The following is a 15,016-nucleotide window of genomic DNA, read 5'->3' as shown; positions in this document are numbered from 1 at the left end:
CCTGCCGCGCCCCCGCGTCATGCTCGGCACCCTGCTGATCGGCTTCTTCGTCGCCGTGCTGGTCGTGCAGGCGTACATCAACGCCGAGTTCAAGAACGACCACGTGGAGACCGAGGTCGGTGACCAGGCCGGTGTCCCGCTGGCGATCCGCGGCGGCGGCCCGATCATCAACACCACCGGCGGTCAGGAGAGCACCAGCCGGCTGCCGGACCGTACGATCGCGCTCACCTTCGACGACGGGCCGGATCCCGAGTGGACCCCGAAGATCCTGAAGGTGCTGCGCGACAACGACGCACACGGCACGTTCTTCGTGGTCGGCTCGCAGGTGGCCCGTAACCCCGAGATGACCAAGAAGATCGTGGACGACGGCAACGAGCTGGGCGTGCACACGTTCACCCACCCGAACATGCAGCGGCTCGCGCCCTGGCGCCGTCAACTCGAGCTGTCACAGACCCAGGTGGCGATCGCCCGGGCCACCGGGGTGAAGACGAACCTGGCCCGGTTCCCGTACTCGTCCAAGAACGCCGCGATCGACGACGTGAACTGGGGCCTCGTCAAGGAGGCCGGCAAGCACGGGTACCTGGTCGTGGTCAACGACCTGGACAGTGAGGACTGGCAGCGGCCGGGCGCTGACAAGATCGTCGCGGGCTCGACACCGGCCGGGGACAGCTCGGCGGTCATCCTGTTCCACGATGCCGGTGGTGAGCGTTCGCAGACCGTCGCGGCGCTGGCGAAGTTCATCCCGATGATGAAGGCGCGCGGGTACCGGTTCACCACTGTCACCGAGGGCCTCAACCTCAGCATCGCCGAGCAGGCCGCGAACGCCGGCAATGACCGGGCCGAGAACGCCACGGCGATCACCGCCCTGCCGCTCAACCCGGACGCGCCCAAGCACGACGAGTGGCGCGGACTGGCCCTGATCTGGACCGTACGGCTGGCGGACGGCCTGGTCACCGTGATCGCCACGCTGTTCGTGGTGGTCGGGCTGCTGACCATCGGGCGTACCGCGCTGTTGCTTCTTCTCGCGACCCGGCACGCCCGGCAGCGCCGCAAGCCGAACTGGAGCTGGGGTCCCCCGGTGACCGAACCGGTCTCGGTGATCGTCCCGGCGTACAACGAAAAGGAGGGCATCGAGGCTGCCGTCCGCTCGCTCGCCACCGGTGATTACCCGGAGATCGAGGTGGTGGTCGTCGACGACGGCTCCACCGACGGTACGGCCGACCTGGTGGAACGCATGGGCCTGCCGAACGTGCGGGTGGTGCGGGTGCCCAACGGTGGCAAGCCGAACGCTCTGAACACCGGCGTGGCCCTCGCCCGGCACGACCTGATCGTCACGGTCGACGGCGACACCATCTTCGAGGACGACTCGATCCGCCGGCTCGTGCAGCCGTTCGCCGACCCCTCGGTCGGCGCGGTCGCCGGCAACGTGAAGGTCGGCAACCGGGCCAGCATGGTCGCGCTCTGGCAGCACATCGAGTACGTGATCGGCTTCAACCTGGACCGCCGGCTCTACGAGACGATGAACTGCATGCCGACCGTGCCCGGCGCGATCGGCGCGTTCCGCCGGGAGGCCCTCGCCCAGGTCGGCGGCGTCAGCGACGAGACCCTCGCCGAGGACACCGACGTCACCATGGCGATGTGCCGGGCCGGCTGGCGGGTCGTGTACGAGGAGAACGCCAAGGCCTGGACAGAGGCGCCGACCACCCTGGAGCAGCTCTACCGGCAGCGGTACCGCTGGAGCTACGGGACCATGCAGGCGATGTGGAAGCACCGCCAGTCGATCTTCGACTCCGGTCCCTCGGGCAGGTTCGGGCGGGTCGGCCTGCCGTTCCTGGCGCTCTTCGGCGTGGCCCTGCCGATGCTCGCGCCGGTCGTCGACATCATGCTGATCTACGGCCTGGTCTTCTGGGAGCTCAGCGAGACCCTGGTCGCCTGGCTCGGCATGCTGACGCTGCAGATGTTCACCGCCGCGGTGGCGTTCCGCTTCGACCGCGAATCGCTACGCCCACTGTTGCGGCTGCCGTTGCAGCAGTTCGCGTACCGGCAGCTGATGTACCTGGTGCTGCTGCAATCGGCGACCACCGCGATGACCGGTGGCCGGCTGCGCTGGCACAAGCTGAACCGGGCCGGCCTGGTGGCTCGGACGCCCGCTCCGGACCCGATCGGTCCGGGTGGCAACGTCGCGCCTGCAGTGGACCAATGGCCGCCGATCCAGCCGGATTGGACCCCGGCCCCGCGTACGCCCACCGGCCGCGCCGTAGCGCCACCCGTTGTTCCGACGCAGGCCATGCCGTACGAGTACTTTCCGGATGAGCTTCCGCACGCCGGCTCGCCCCCGGCAGGAGGTTCCGGCCCGGTTCGCGCCGGGTGAGCGCACCGGCCCGTGCCCGGCCGAACTGCAGCCGATCGGGCACGGGCCGGTGACAGCCGTTCCCCCAGGTCCCACCCTTGTCGGGCCTGCCCTAGGCGACCGCGAGGTCGCGAATCACCTCAGCCGGGGCCGCCTCCGCGTAAGGGAAGACGACGTGCAGCGAAGTTCCGTCGCCGGGCCGGTCGGAGAGCGCCACCGTGGCGTGGTGCGCGTCGAGGATCCGCTTCGCCACGGCCAGCCCTCGATCCGGTCCGGGTACGTCAGCCGGGTTGGCGATGGCCCCGTAGTACAGATGCGGGAACAGGTCCGGCCGCAGTCCGTCCGGAAGATCCATGTCGTCAAGGCGTACCGTCGGGCCCGATTCCATCTCGGTGCCGACCCGCACGCGGCCGCCCTCCGGGGTGTATTTGACCGCGGCGAAGAGCAGGTGCGTCAGCACCTGCTCGAGCCGGACCGGGTCCGCGATGATCGGCAGCGACGGACCGCCGGCCTGGTTGAGGATCCAGATGTGCTTGCTGGCGGCGATCGGCCGGACCGCCTCCACCGCCCGCTGCGTAACCCGGGTCAGGTCGCACGTCCGCATGTGCAGGCTGTCCCCGCCGAGACCGGCGTCGGCCATCGAGGTGAGATGGCCGATGAGGTCACGGAACCCGCGGACGTGCGCCGACGTGGCCCGTCCCACCAGCTCGGCCAGCTCCGCGTCGTGGAACCCGGTGTCACCGAGCCGGTCCAGGTACGACGACATGAGCCGCAGCGACGAGCGCAGCTCCCCGCCGACCAGGCCGGCCAGGTCGTCCTTGCGGCGCTCCAGCTCCTGAAGCCGGGCCGTCGTGTTGGCCAGGGCGAACGCGTACCGGCGCAGCTCCAGCTGGGCGGTGACCTGGCGGGCCAGGGCTCGCATGGCCTGCTGCTGCTCGTTGTCGAGCCGCCGGGGCACGGTGTCCAGCACGCAGAGTGTCCCGAGGGCGAAGCCGTCGGTGGTCATCAGGGGAGCTCCGGCGTAGAACCGGACGCCGCCCTCGGCCGTCACCGACGGGTTGTCGGCGAACCGGGCGTCCTCGCGGGCGTCCGGCACGATCAGCAGATCTCGGCTGAGGATGGCGTGAGCGCAGAACGACACGTCCCGCGCGGTCTCGGCCAGCGCGCTACCGGCCGGTGCGGCACCGGTGCTGGCCTTGGCCCACTGCCGGTCGGCGTCGACCAGGCTGACCATGGCTACCGGCGCCTCACACACGCTGGCGGCGAGGGCGACGATGTCGTCGAAATCCTTTTCCGGTGGACTGTCGAGGATGTCGAGGGAGTAGAGCGCGGCCAGCCGCTCGATTTCGTTGTCGGGCAGTGGAGCTTTCATGAATCGTCACCTCCGGGACTTGCTCCAGAGATACCACCCAAAAGTAGCTATTTTCATGTTTTGCACTACCTCTGGTGTGACGTAACACGTGCGACCGCGTAGATCTATTCCGCCGGTCGTATGCTTCGGCCTCGTGAGCACCGAGCACTTCGTCTGCGGCACGTGCGGCGCCGAACACGACGGCCCGCCGCTCAGCTTCGCCGCACCGGCCCCGGATTTCTGGCGCCCGGAGATGGCCGGCCAGGACGGCTGCCTCCTCGACGCCGACCTCTGCGTCATCGCCGGCGAGCAGTTCTTCGTCCGCGGCCTCATCGAGCTGCCCGTCTGGGACACCGGCGACGTGTTCACGTACAGCATGTGGGTCTCCCTGAGCCGCCCCAACTTCACCCGGGCGGTCGACATCTGGGAGCAGGAGGGCCGCGAGACCGAGCCCCCGTACTTCGGCTGGCTCTCGAACGCGATCGCGGGCTACGACCCGACGACGCTGAACCTGAAGACGAACGTCCACACCAGGCCGGTGGGCGAGCCCCCGTACATCGAGCTGGAGCCGACCGGCCACCCCCTGGCCGTCGAGCAGCGGGCGGGCATCATGATGGCCCAGGTCGAACAGATCGCCGCTTTCCACCTGCACCGCACCGACGAGTTCGCCCCGTAACGCGTACCCAAGAAAGAGCGCAAGCAAGCCACCAAGGGCGACCATCGCAACGCGGGGTTTCCGGGGGCTCGGCCCCCGGAGCAGAAATGACGAGAGCGGCACGGTTCGCGTTTTCCGCGAACACATGCCGCCCATCGATCTCGTGGAGCTGTGGGGATTTGAACCCCAGACCCCCTCGATGCGAACGAGGTGCGCTACCAGACTGCGCCACAGCCCCTCCATCCCGCAGCGAACTCGTCGCCGTGGAACGAAGAAAGACTAACAGGGGCTCCAGCACCCCCTCAAACCGACCCTCCCTCAGGCCGTGTGATGCCGGCCGCCGGCCTCATAAGCACGGCCTCGCAGGCCGCCGCCCTTGCGCCGGTAGGAGACCGATCCCCCGTTGGCCACCGCCGGTAGATCCGAATCCTCGCGATCCAGACCCATCGCCGCTCGCCGCACCGCCTCGCGCTCGGCCGCCAGCCTGCGCTGTGCCTCACGGCGAGCGGCAGCACGGCGAGCCTGTTCCCGGCGGACCTCGGCCTGCCGTGCGGCGAGCCAGGCGGCTTCCCGTGCCTGGACCTTGCGGCGGCGGCGGTCGGCGATGGCACGGTTGCGCAGGTGCACGAGGTAGAGCCCGAGCAGCGAACCGGTCACGGCGAAGCTGATCCAGAACCCGGGGCCGACCGCCAGGACGCCGACCAGCTCGATCGCGTTCAGGAGAGCGAGCGCGGCGAAGACCCGGCGGCGGCGGACCACCGCCGGAGTTCCACGGCGCTTGGGTACGCGACGCGCCGGCTTACGTCCTGTGACAAGGCGCAACCGGCGTTCCGGTGGCGTCCCGGAATCATCACCCGATGGGGCGGGTACCGTAACCGTCACCTGCCGGGCGGGGTTGATCGGTCGTTGTCCGGGCACGGTGCGGTGACGGCGCTGGCGTTGTAGCACCCGCGCCGTCGACGACGCCCGCTCCGCGGCGAGGCGCTCGGTTGCGTCGTACCGGCGCACCAGCGCCGGGGCGAGGGCGAGCAGCCCGGCCGCGGCGAGGACGGCGAGGAGCACCGATGTCGGCACCCTCACCCCTCCGTTCCGCCACGGAAAAAGACACGACGTTTGCGAGGTTACGGGCGGTAGCCGTGATATTTCGCGCGCCGCGCCGACAACAGTGACGCAGCCAAGATCATTTAGAGGCGCGTACGCGTTTCCAGCGCGATAACAACCCGCCCTCGGCGACCACTTCTTCGCTGGTCATGGCATATCCGAGATGATCACGCCAACCGCCGTCGATGTGCATGTATCGCTGGTGGTAAGCCTCTTCGCGAAAACCGAGCTTCTCCACGACACGCCGGCTCGGACCGTTCTCCGGCCGAATGTTGACCTCTATCCGGTGCAATCCACCGGGCCCGAAAGCGTGATCCACGGCGAGCGCCAGCGCGGTCGGTATGACGCCCCGGCCGGCCACCCGATAGTCCACCCAGTAACCCGCGTACGCCGACGCGAACGCCCGGCGCACTATGTTGCCCAGGTTCACGTGGCCGACCAGTCGCTCCCGGCCGCCGTCGACCAGGCAGACGGCGAACGGCATGCTGTCGCCACGCCGGGCGGCCCGTTTCATGTCGCGGTAGACGTACCCGAAGGCGCGGGACGAGTTCATCTCGGACCACGGTCCCGGCGGCGCCGACTCCCAGGGCGCCAGCCAGGCCTGGTTGGCGATCCGCACCTCGGACCAGGACCGGGCGTCGCCGCGCTTGTACGGCCGCAGCAGAACGGCACCGTCCGCCAGGACGGCTGGCCATCCAGGCGTGGCCCCGAGCATTCATCGCCTCCGGTCGAGCAGCAGAACGTCAACGGTCGATCCGGCGGCCGCCGTGGTGACCCGTTCCCCGAGGACGAGCAGACCGTTCGCCTCGGACAAACCGGAGAGAGTGTACGGCCCACCGGCGAGTGGCTGCACCGTGTGACCGCCGCCGCGTCGTTCCGCGACGTGCGCCGGCCGGAACTCGCGCAGCCCACCCGGCGACGAGACCGTCTCCAGCAGGTGTGCCTTGACGCTGTGCCGGAACACCGGTTCGGCGCCGGCCAGCAGTTGGATCACCGGCCAGGCCAGCACCTCGAAGCCGATCAGGGCGGCGCCCGGCTCACCGGGCAGGCAGACCACCGGCACCTCTTCGCCGCCGACCGTACCGAAGCCGAGTGAGGTTCCCGGTGAGAGCGCGACGTCGGTGAAGTCGACCTTGCCCCGGCCGGTCCCCGGACGTGACAGAACCCGGCGCAACATGTCGCCGGGTCCGGTGCCGGTACCTCCGGTGGTGATGATCAGGTCGGCGCGCAGCGTCTGGTCCTCCAGGAGGCCGCGCAACCCTTCCGGGTCGTCGTCGCAGATGCCTATCCGGTACGCGAGAGCACCGGCCTCCACCGCGGCGGCGGTCAACGCATGCGAATTGGCGTCGACCACCTGCCCTGGCTGACTGGGACGGCCGACGTCGACCAGTTCGTCGCCGGTGGCCACCACGACCACTCGCGGACTCGGCCGGACCATGACGTGCCCGATCCCGGAGGCGGCGAACGTGGCGACCATCGGCGGGGAGACGTAGGTCCCGGCGCGGGCGAGCACCTGGCCGACCGAGATCTCCTCGCCGGCCCGGCGTACCCCGGAGCCCCGTTTCGGCGCGTGCAGGATCTCCACGGCGGCCATGCCCTGGTCGGTCCAGTGCACCGGGACGACGACGTCGGCACCCATCGGCAGCGGCGCCCCGGCAGCCACCGAGAAGCAGGTGCCGGGAGTGAGCCGGACCGGGCGCCAGCTGGCGGCGCCCAGGTCTCCGACCACGTTGAGGCGTACCGTCCGGCCTTTGTTGTCGAACTTCGGCAGCGACGACGGGTGCGACCCGATGCGCCCGGCGCCGGCCAGGTCTTCCCATCGGGCCGCGTAACCGTCGATCGCTGCCTGGTCGAACGCCGGGAACGGATGCGGCGCGAACACGTCGGCCGCAAGCACGTTCCCGTGCGCTTGAGTGAGGTCGAGGTCGAGCGGAGGCAGCGCCCGCAACCTGCGCAGCACGCTGCCCAGGTATTCGGCGAGAGGCATCAGCTCGTTGGCGGCCGCCTCGGCATCGGCCGTCGCGGTCATCCCTTCTGACCACCGACGAAGTCGGTCAGCCAGGCGCGGAACTCTTCGCCCAGGTCGGGGCGCTGAACCGCGAGCTGGACGACAGCCTGGAGGTAACCGAGCGGCATGCCGGTGTCGTACCGGTGACCCCGGTAGATGATGCCGTGCACCGGGGTGCCGTCGGCCAGGAGCGTCGCCATCGCGTCGGTCAGCTGGATCTCGCCGCCATTGCCCGGCTTGGTGTCCTTGATCGTCTCGAAGATCTTGCCGGGGAGGACGTAGCGGCCCAGAACTGCCAGGTTGCTGGGCGCATCTTCCGGCTTCGGCTTCTCGACGAGCCCGGTTACGCGCACAATGTCGTCTTTGTCGGTTTTTTCCACCGAAGCAATGCCGTAACGGGAAGTTTCGGAAGGCGCTACTTCCATCAGCGCCAGCACGATGCCCCCCGTCGAAGCTTGCAGGTCGAGCATCGAGGGCAGCAGCGGCTTGGACTCCTCGACGAACTCGTCGCCGAGCAGCACCGCGAAAGCGTTGTCCTTACCCACGTGCGACGCCGCGGTGCCGACCGCGTGGCCGAGGCCGAGCGGCTCACCCTGGCGGACCGTGTAGATGTCGGCGAGCTCGCTGGTACGGCGAACGGCGTCGAGTCGCGCCGTGTCACCCTTCTCCAGGAGCCGCTGCTCGACGTCGGGACGACGGTCGAAGTGGTCCACCATCGAGGTCTTGCCGCGGCCGGTCACGAGCAGTACATCGGTGATGCCGGCGGCAGCCGCCTCCTCGACGATGTATTGCAGCACCGGACGGTCGACCACCGGCAGCAGTTCCTTCGGAACGGCCTTCGTGGCCGGCAGGAATCGGGTGGCGAGACCTGCCGCCGGAATCACTGCCTTGACCGCGCGCCCCTGCGCGTTCGTCGTCATTGCGTCACCGCACCTTCGCTGGATCGTGCCCGGATATGCCGCGAGACTATCGGCCACGGGCTTGCCGCGGCGGCTGTGGCCCACCACTGGTGGCCGCAGCGGGATCGAAAGATCCCCGTTCGGCCAGTCGGTACGTATCTCTACCCGCGTTCTTCGCGGCGTAAAGCGCTTCGTCCGCGGCGTCCAGCACCTCCTGCGCGGTGTTGCCGTGTTCCGGGAAGACCGCGATGCCGATCGAGACGGTGATCGAGACTCGGTCGTCGAGGCCGGGGCGGCGCGGGTCGATCGGAACCGGCCATTCACGGACCGCCGCACCCAGCCGCTCGGCCACGATCACACCACCGTACGCGTCGGTCTCCGGCAGCAGCACGACGAATTCCTCCCCGCCCTGCCGGAATGCTACGTCGACTTCCCGCAGCCCGATCCGGATCCGCCGGGCGAACTCGCCCAGCACCAGGTCGCCGGCGGTGTGCCCGTACGTGTCGTTGACGTCCTTGAAGTGGTCCAGGTCGAGAACGAGAACGGTGAGCATCCGGCCGAACCGGCTCGCCCGTTCCACCTCGCGCCGCAGCACCTCGCGCAGGTACCGGTAGTTCCACAGTCCGGTGAGCGGATCGGTCAGCGACAGCCGCTGCGCCTCCTCGTGCACCCGCACGTTGTGCACGGCCACCCCGGCCTGCCCGGCGAACGTCCGCAGGGTCATCAGGTCGGTGTCCTCGAAGCCCGGGCCGCCGAGCCGGTCATAGAGGGCGAGCACGCCGAGGGTTCCCGGCTCGGGGCCGTCCTCGGGCTCCGGGTTCGGCGGCGCGCAGATCGGGACGGCGAGATACGACTCACACGCGGGTTCGTCGGGCGCGCCGCCGGTCGTACCCCGCAGCGGAGTTCCGGTGGCCGCCACCGTGCCGAGCACACCCCGTCCGGCGATCAGCCTGCGCTGCGCCAGCTCGGCGGCGGTCACGTCCCACTCACCGGTCAGCCCGGCGCCGCAGCGGGCCGCGAGCAGCCCGTCCGGCTCGGCGAGCAGGAGCAGCCCGGCACGGGCGCCGGTCGCGGTCATCGCGGTCCGCAGGATCACCGGCAGGATCCGGTCGAGGTCGTGCGTGCTGGACAGCGTGTCGCCGAGGATCGCCAGGTGCCGCCGGAGCTGGTCGCGGCTCGCGGTCAGCGCCTGCACGTAGGACTGCAGCTCCCGGGTCATCCGGTTGAACGTCGCGGCCAGCCGGCCCAGCTCGTCCGGCCGCGGGATCGGCACGCGGGTGTCCAGATCGCCGTTCGCCACCCGATCGGCCGCCCAGGCGAGATCACCGAGAGGCCGGGTGGTGGATCGCGCCAGCCAGCGGGCCGCGAGGATCGCCACCAGAGCGGTCACCAGGACGATGAGCAGCAGGATCGCGTACCGGAAGGTCGGATCGGAGGCCGGAACGGTCAGGCTGAGCGGCAGCGGACTCCCGGGCTCGGCGGCGAGCTCCCGGATCGCTTCCTTGTCGCTCTCCGGACCGGTCGCGCTCAGCGCGACCGTCACGCCTCCGGCTTCGCCGAGGCGCGCGAGCAGGGCGTCATCCACCCGCTGGGCGGCCATCACGGTCACATCCGATGCGTACGCGACCGCGGCGAGCGCCGTGACCGCACCGCCCCGAGGCTCGGCGCAGTCCTGCCAACCGGCCGGCCATCCGCCCTTTCCCAGGACCTCTTCGCGACTGGATCCCCGCACCGCCTGCGTTTTCTGATCAGGACCGGTCACCCGGACGGCGGTTGCCAGGCCTCGGACGATCAGCTGGTCGGCCACTGCGGAACGCTCGGTAACAGGCACCACCGCGACCGCATCAGCGACAGCCTGGAGTTGGCCACAGAACGCGCTCACCGCCGCACTGACGGTAGTCGCGGCATGATCGAGTCGCTCGGCCGTCCGTTCGCGGCTCACCGCGCCGACGGTGAGGGCGACGAAGATTGACCCGAGTAGGACCGGACCGAGCACGACCACCAGAAACGCGCTGGTGAGCCGGCCACGTAGTGTCACACATCCTCCCGGAAGTGGCCCTCTTATCCAGCGATGCTGACATAGTGTGCGCCGTTTGCCGGTTTTCAAAAGGGGGTGTTGCATGTCGGATTTAGCCACTGACGCGGAAAAATCACCACAAAACAAGATCGCGCTGCGCACACGCCTACTCACAGCGCGTCGATCACTTTCGGACCACGAGCTAGCCCAAGCGGCAGCCAAAATCCAAGATCAAACCCTTGCTTTGGTACGCGTGACCGCACCGGCAACGATCGCCGCCTACGTGCCGGTCGGCTCGGAACCGGGCGGAGCCGAGCTTCCACGGCTGCTCGCCGAGGCCCTGCCGCCCGGCGGCCGGCTGCTGCTTCCGGTCCTGATGTCCGACAATGATCTCGACTGGGCGCTCTTCGACGGCACCCTGACGGCCGCACCCCGCGGACTCCGGGAGCCGGGCGGCCCACGGCTCGGCCCGGAAGCCGTACGCGAAGCGGATCTGATCCTGATCCCGGCACTGGCGGTGGGCCCGAGCGGCGTACGAATGGGACGCGGTGGCGGTTCCTACGACCGGGTGCTGGCCCGGCTGGGCAGTCCCGGCCCGCCCACGGTGGCGTTGCTGCATGATGGCGAGATCGTCGACTCCGTGCCGGCCGAGCCCCACGATCGGGCGGTGCGCGGTGTGATCACGCCCACTGGTGGCCTGGTCAGCTTCACCACGTCCACCCCTCAGACAGAGGGCTGAGTGGACGAATTGACCTCCGATGCCGCAACATTGGCACTCGGAGTTGGCGAGTGCCAACAGCCGAACGATCCGGAGGGGCCGTGCCTACCTACCAGTACGCCTGCACCGAATGCGGTGAGCAGCTCGAAGCCGTGCAGTCCTTCTCCGACCCGGCGTTGACCGAGTGCCCGAACTGCCAGGGCAAGCTCCGCAAGGTGTTCAACTCCGTCGGCATCGTCTTCAAGGGCTCCGGGTTCTACCGCAACGACTCCCGCTCCGGAAACGTGAGCGCGGAGAAGCCTGGCTCGGAGAAGTCCGGTTCCGAGAAGTCGGGCTCGGAGAAGTCGGGTGCGGACAAGTCGAGCGCTCCTGCGACGACCTCGTCCTCCTCGTCCGGGGACTCCTCGTCCTCGTCCTCGTCGTCTTCTTCCTCGTCTTCGTCGAGCGCTCCGGCGTCGTCGTCCTCGGGAGCGAAGAGCAGCACGTCTTCCTGAGGTTTTCGCAGCTCAGAACGCGTCGGGCCGGGTTCACGGCTCGGCGCGTTTCGTTGTGTACGCGTACCAAAGTCGTTGGGGTTTTCGCTGTTTGTCCACAGCCCGGAGTTGTCCACAGGGCTTGAACGCCAGGGCGCCGGCAGCGCCTAACGTCCCGATCGTCCGGCCGCACCGGCGCGATCAGGGAGGTTCCGATGGCCCGCGGATCCACAGCCCGGCACGAACGCGCCGCACGTCGAGACGAACGTCTGGATCCGGTGCGCTGGGGCCGCCCCCGGCGCGGCTCCCTGATCCGCGTGACCCTAGCTGCGGTGTTGTTGCTCACATCAGCGGCAGTGCTCTGGCACCAGCCCACGGCAACAAGCCCAGCCGCCCTCGATCCGAGCGCCGCAACCCGGGCCAGCACCGCCCCTGGCGCAGCGGGCGACTCTGACCACGCAGGCGACCCAGCCGGCGGCGCGAGCAACGCGGACGGGCCAGTCGGTGGCGCGGATAGATCGGCGGGCAGCGCGGATGGATCGGCAGGGAGCGGTGATGGCGCTATCCCCGCCGGGATGGTCGGCGTGCCGGTGCGGCTGGCTGATCCGACCGCGCTCACGCTGGTACGAGCCGGTCAGCGGGTCGATCTGCTTCATCCCGGAGATCCCGGCACGGCGGTGGCGAGCAACGCACTCGTACTCGAAGTCTCCGGCAAGGGCGATCCGACCACCGGCGGCCTGCTGCTGGCGCTGCGCCCTGACGAGGCCGAACGCGCCGTCGCGGCCGCCGACCAGGGCTTCGCAATCCTGATCAGACCAGGATGACCAGGCCGCTCAGGCCGGGATGACCGTGCTGCTCAGCCCCAGTGCGGTGGCCGGTCCTCGTAGAGCCGGTCGTCGTTGGTGTCGCCGCGCTCGCCCCAGCCTCGCTCCGTGTCGTCGCGGGTCTGCTCGGGCAGCACCGGCGCCTCCTCGGACTCGAAGTCGACCACTCGCTCAGCGTCGGCGTCCCGTTCGGGGCCGTCCAGGATGTCCACACCGAAAAGCTTAAGCCGACGGCAACACGGCCGTCGTCCCACTCCGGCTGTACCGTCGGTGAACGTGACATCCCCCACCAGCGACCCGGACGACGCGTACTGGCAACGGCCCGACCCGTCCGCCGACTCACTCGGCCGCCCGGAGCGGGACAATCAACCCGCCTCGGGCCTGAACAACCCGGGCGCCGGCTATGCGGGCCCGCCCCGGACCGACCCGCCGGCTCCGAACTGGCGCCCTCCGACGATCGCCTACCCGCCGCCGCCCCGCGGCATGCCCGGCCAGGACATCGACGCCCTGGACGAGGCAGAGGGCTCAGCCCGCACGGTGACATACGGCGTGGGCCTAGTGGCCGGCGCGGTCTCGGTAATCCTCGTCTGCCTGCTCTGCGCAAGAGTCTTCTTCTGACCACCCAGCGACAGGCACCCGTAGCTCAGGACGCCCGTCGCTCGGGGCGCCCGTCGCTCGGGGCGCCCCTGGCTCGGGGCGCCGTCCTGGTCGTGCCGGACGCGGGCCTGCCTTAGCGCGGCCCAAGATCGCGCGGGTCCGACGGGTGTGTCGATTTAAGGTTCGCTACGCCCCCAAAATCGACACGCACCCCGCGAACCACCTGCCCTGTGTCGATTTCAGGTGCGATACGCGCCTCAACTCGACACACACCGGGCAGGATGCACGCGGCGGGATGCCTCGGCGGGATGCCCTCGGCCCCGCCGAGCTGACCGAACCCGGCCGCAGGGGCGAGCCGTAGCTCAGACACCTCGTAGAGCACGACTCGGGCCGGCTGGTCAGTAGGTGCCCCAGACCGCGTTCGCCCCGGTGTCGCCGGTGTTGAAGATGTAGTAACCGGTGACCGCGGCCAGCACCACGATGACCACGGCGAACGCGATGTCCGCGAGCTTCGGCAGCGCCGCGCCCGCCCGGGACGTGAGTACCACCAGCACCAGGCTCACCACGCCCAGCGCGATCGACAGCCACATGGTGATCGTGCCGTAATTCATGTGGTCGTCGAGGATCACCTTGCCGGGGCCGGACATCCCGTTGTCGAGGAGCCGGTTATAGAGCTCGGTCCCGGACAGCTTCGACACCACCGCGGAGATCGGCGCGACGACCGCGAGCAGTGCCACGGCCCAGCCGATCTTGGCTCGCCAGCGTGCGACCAGGGCGTAGACGATGCTTCCAAGGGCGAGCAGGGGTACGAAAATGACTGCGGCGTGGAGTACGAGGATATGTACCGGTAAACCGTTGACCTGGTCGAACACCATTCCTCCTCGATCCGGGCGTACGCGGGACCATAAATTACGTGACGACGCAAAGATCTTATGGTGATGGCCGCCGGTGTGACGACCGTCCCGATCGGTTCACGGCCGGTGGCGTGTTGTCGTGTACCGATGTCCGGCAATGAGGAAAGCCACCACCACCGCCTGACCACGAGCGGAACCCCGTCCGGCGTGGCACGCTGGATGGCATGACGGGAGATGTCGGCCTGTTCGGACCGGATTCGGTCACCTGGAAACTTCACCGCGAGCCGATCCTGCTCCTCGGCGGGCTCCGTTCTCTCTATCTCCAGGCGCTGCACCCGCGCGCCGTCGCCGCGATCGCGCAGAACTCCGGTTACCGCTCCGACCCGTGGGGTCGCTTGATGCGCACTTCCGATTATGTCGGCACGGTCATCTACGGCAGCAACGACGAGGTGTCCGAGGCCTCCTCCCGGCTGCGCCGGCTGCACGCACGGATGTCGGCGACCGATCCGCGTACCGGTGAGAGGTTCCGGATCGACGAGCCCGATTTGCTGCGCTGGGTGCACGTCACCGAGGTCGAGTCGTTCCTGAGCACGGCGGTGCTTTCCGGCGTACGCCTCACCGCCGACGAGGTCGACGGCTACTACACCGAGCAGCGGCGTTCCGCGGAGCTCGTCGGCCTCGACCCGGCCACGGTGCCCGGGACAGCCGCCGAGGTGGAGGCCTATTACGCGGCGATGCAACCGGAGCTCGGCCTGACCCGCGACGGGGCGGAGACGGCGCTGTTCCTCACTGTGCCGCCGGTGCCGTCGACGTGGGGCAGCCGGGCGTTCCGCCTCGGGCTCACGCTCGGGCCGCCCCGCTGGGCGTACCTCGGTGTCGCGAGCACGGCGATCGGCCTGCTGCCGGGCTGGGCCCGGAAAATGTACGGCGGAGTCGGCTGGCCCGGCACCGACCTGGCCGCCCGCATCTCGGTCCGCGGCCTGCGCGCCCTGCTGACCGGCGTCCTGGCCACGCTGCCCGAGCAACACCGCGTCGCCCCGATGAGACGAGCAGCCCTGGAACGCGCCAAGGCCACCAGCGCCCAACACTAGAGCGCGCGAAAACCGCCGACACACGGCTCAGCCGCACGCAAAGCCGCCAACGCGCAGCTCAGCCACACCGCACCAAGC

General features: G+C 69.4%; 15 protein-coding genes, 1 tRNA gene and 1 pseudogene. 7 read left to right on the top strand and 10 right to left on the bottom strand.

Features of this window, described 5'->3' with window-relative positions; genetic code table 11:
- Positions 1–19: 19 nt before the first annotated feature.
- The gene (locus B0I29_RS16695; RefSeq protein WP_245972568.1) at positions 20–2,371 is read left to right on the top strand and encodes a bifunctional polysaccharide deacetylase/glycosyltransferase family 2 protein; all 2,352 of its coding nucleotides are present in this window, start codon (positions 20–22) and stop codon (positions 2,369–2,371) included.
- 91 nt (positions 2,372–2,462) lie between these two features.
- On the opposite strand, the gene B0I29_RS16690 is transcribed toward B0I29_RS16695, so the two are convergent.
- Positions 2,463–3,722 (bottom strand): GAF domain-containing sensor histidine kinase, encoded by a 1,260-nt coding sequence (locus tag B0I29_RS16690; protein ID WP_111649899.1) that lies wholly within the window; start codon positions 3,720–3,722, stop codon positions 2,463–2,465.
- A 133-nt stretch (positions 3,723–3,855) separates the two neighbouring features.
- Between B0I29_RS16690 and B0I29_RS16685 the strand changes: the two genes are divergently transcribed.
- Positions 3,856–4,377: a DUF2199 domain-containing protein gene (locus tag B0I29_RS16685; protein ID WP_111649898.1), complete on the top strand. Its 522-nt coding sequence runs from the start codon at positions 3,856–3,858 to the stop codon at positions 4,375–4,377.
- A 143-nt stretch (positions 4,378–4,520) separates the two neighbouring features.
- Here the strand turns inward: B0I29_RS16685 and B0I29_RS16680 are convergent.
- The 6 genes from B0I29_RS16680 to B0I29_RS16655 all read right to left on the bottom strand — a co-directional run bounded on the left by B0I29_RS16680 (position 4,521) and on the right by B0I29_RS16655 (position 10,402).
- Positions 4,521–4,594: transfer RNA gene (locus B0I29_RS16680), tRNA-Ala, on the bottom strand.
- Positions 4,595–4,674: 80 nt separating this feature from the next.
- Positions 4,675–5,436: a divisome protein SepX/GlpR gene (sepX, locus tag B0I29_RS16675; RefSeq protein ID WP_181557834.1), complete on the bottom strand. Its 762-nt coding sequence runs from the start codon at positions 5,434–5,436 to the stop codon at positions 4,675–4,677.
- Between the two features lie 100 nt (positions 5,437–5,536).
- Positions 5,537–6,172, bottom strand: a complete 636-nt coding sequence (locus tag B0I29_RS16670; RefSeq protein ID WP_111649896.1) for a GNAT family N-acetyltransferase — start codon at positions 6,170–6,172, stop codon at positions 5,537–5,539.
- Positions 6,173–7,486 carry a molybdopterin molybdotransferase MoeA gene (locus B0I29_RS16665; RefSeq protein WP_111649895.1) on the bottom strand — a complete coding sequence of 438 codons (1,314 nt, stop codon included), beginning with the start codon at positions 7,484–7,486 and terminating at the stop codon, positions 6,173–6,175. It abuts the gene before it with no gap.
- Positions 7,483–8,385 carry a UTP--glucose-1-phosphate uridylyltransferase gene (locus tag B0I29_RS16660; protein WP_111649894.1) on the bottom strand — a complete coding sequence of 301 codons (903 nt, stop codon included), beginning with the start codon at positions 8,383–8,385 and terminating at the stop codon, positions 7,483–7,485. The genes B0I29_RS16665 and B0I29_RS16660 overlap by 4 nt, the downstream gene beginning before the upstream one ends.
- A 46-nt stretch (positions 8,386–8,431) precedes the next feature.
- Positions 8,432–10,402, bottom strand: a complete 1,971-nt coding sequence (locus B0I29_RS16655; protein ID WP_245972564.1) for a GGDEF domain-containing protein — start codon at positions 10,400–10,402, stop codon at positions 8,432–8,434.
- Between the two features lie 82 nt (positions 10,403–10,484).
- Here B0I29_RS16655 and B0I29_RS16650 point away from each other — a divergent pair, with 82 nt between their 5' ends.
- On the top strand, positions 10,485–11,120 hold the full coding sequence (locus tag B0I29_RS16650) for a 5-formyltetrahydrofolate cyclo-ligase (RefSeq protein WP_111649892.1): 636 nt from the start codon (positions 10,485–10,487) through the stop codon (positions 11,118–11,120).
- Positions 11,121–11,170: 50 nt separating this feature from the next.
- Positions 11,171–11,341, top strand: a pseudogene (locus tag B0I29_RS47435) (FmdB family zinc ribbon protein); the annotation flags it as partial.
- Between the two features lie 14 nt (positions 11,342–11,355).
- Here the strand turns inward: B0I29_RS47435 and B0I29_RS46710 are convergent.
- Positions 11,356–11,583, bottom strand: a complete 228-nt coding sequence (locus B0I29_RS46710; protein WP_245972569.1) for a hypothetical protein — start codon at positions 11,581–11,583, stop codon at positions 11,356–11,358.
- A gap of 573 nt (positions 11,584–12,156) precedes the next feature.
- On the opposite strand from B0I29_RS46710, the gene B0I29_RS46705 reads away from it, so the two are divergent.
- Entirely contained in the window at positions 12,157–12,396 is a 240-nt protein-coding gene (locus tag B0I29_RS46705; protein WP_245972563.1) for a hypothetical protein, read from the top strand.
- 32 nt (positions 12,397–12,428) lie between these two features.
- Here B0I29_RS46705 and B0I29_RS16635 read toward each other — a convergent pair whose 3' ends face one another.
- Positions 12,429–12,608 (bottom strand): hypothetical protein, encoded by a 180-nt coding sequence (locus B0I29_RS16635; RefSeq protein WP_111649889.1) that lies wholly within the window; start codon positions 12,606–12,608, stop codon positions 12,429–12,431.
- Between the two features lie 64 nt (positions 12,609–12,672).
- Between B0I29_RS16635 and B0I29_RS16630 the strand changes: the two genes are divergently transcribed.
- On the top strand, positions 12,673–13,014 hold the full coding sequence (locus B0I29_RS16630; protein WP_181557833.1) for a translation initiation factor 2: 342 nt from the start codon (positions 12,673–12,675) through the stop codon (positions 13,012–13,014).
- A gap of 377 nt (positions 13,015–13,391) precedes the next feature.
- Here B0I29_RS16630 and B0I29_RS16625 read toward each other — a convergent pair whose 3' ends face one another.
- The gene (locus tag B0I29_RS16625; RefSeq protein ID WP_111649887.1) at positions 13,392–13,868 is read right to left on the bottom strand and encodes a DUF2231 domain-containing protein; all 477 of its coding nucleotides are present in this window, start codon (positions 13,866–13,868) and stop codon (positions 13,392–13,394) included.
- A 203-nt stretch (positions 13,869–14,071) separates the two neighbouring features.
- Between B0I29_RS16625 and B0I29_RS16620 the strand changes: the two genes are divergently transcribed.
- The gene (locus tag B0I29_RS16620; RefSeq protein ID WP_181557832.1) at positions 14,072–14,938 is read left to right on the top strand and encodes an oxygenase MpaB family protein; all 867 of its coding nucleotides are present in this window, start codon (positions 14,072–14,074) and stop codon (positions 14,936–14,938) included.
- The last annotated feature ends 78 nt before the right edge of the window (positions 14,939–15,016 follow it).

This window comes from Actinoplanes lutulentus, from assembly GCF_003259845.1.
Classification (GTDB): domain Bacteria; phylum Actinomycetota; class Actinomycetes; order Mycobacteriales; family Micromonosporaceae; genus Actinoplanes; species Actinoplanes lutulentus.
This window is presented reverse-complemented; position numbering and strand designations above follow the sequence as displayed.

What these genes read in the sequence shown, in the direction of transcription:
- B0I29_RS16650 (WP_111649892.1), top strand. Translation starts at nt 10,485, where the DNA reads ATGTCGGATTTAGCCACTGACGCGGAAAAATCACCACAAAACAAGATC.
- B0I29_RS16665 (WP_111649895.1), bottom strand. Translation starts at nt 7,486, where the DNA reads ATGACCGCGACGGCCGATGCCGAGGCGGCCGCCAACGAGCTGATGCCT.
- B0I29_RS16695 (WP_245972568.1), top strand. Translation starts at nt 20, where the DNA reads ATGCTCGGCACCCTGCTGATCGGCTTCTTCGTCGCCGTGCTGGTCGTG.
- B0I29_RS16690 (WP_111649899.1), bottom strand. Translation starts at nt 3,722, where the DNA reads ATGAAAGCTCCACTGCCCGACAACGAAATCGAGCGGCTGGCCGCGCTC.
- B0I29_RS16660 (WP_111649894.1), bottom strand. Translation starts at nt 8,385, where the DNA reads ATGACGACGAACGCGCAGGGGCGCGCGGTCAAGGCAGTGATTCCGGCG.
- B0I29_RS16670 (WP_111649896.1), bottom strand. Translation starts at nt 6,172, where the DNA reads ATGCTCGGGGCCACGCCTGGATGGCCAGCCGTCCTGGCGGACGGTGCC.
- B0I29_RS16620 (WP_181557832.1), top strand. Translation starts at nt 14,072, where the DNA reads ATGACGGGAGATGTCGGCCTGTTCGGACCGGATTCGGTCACCTGGAAA.
- B0I29_RS16625 (WP_111649887.1), bottom strand. Translation starts at nt 13,868, where the DNA reads ATGGTGTTCGACCAGGTCAACGGTTTACCGGTACATATCCTCGTACTC.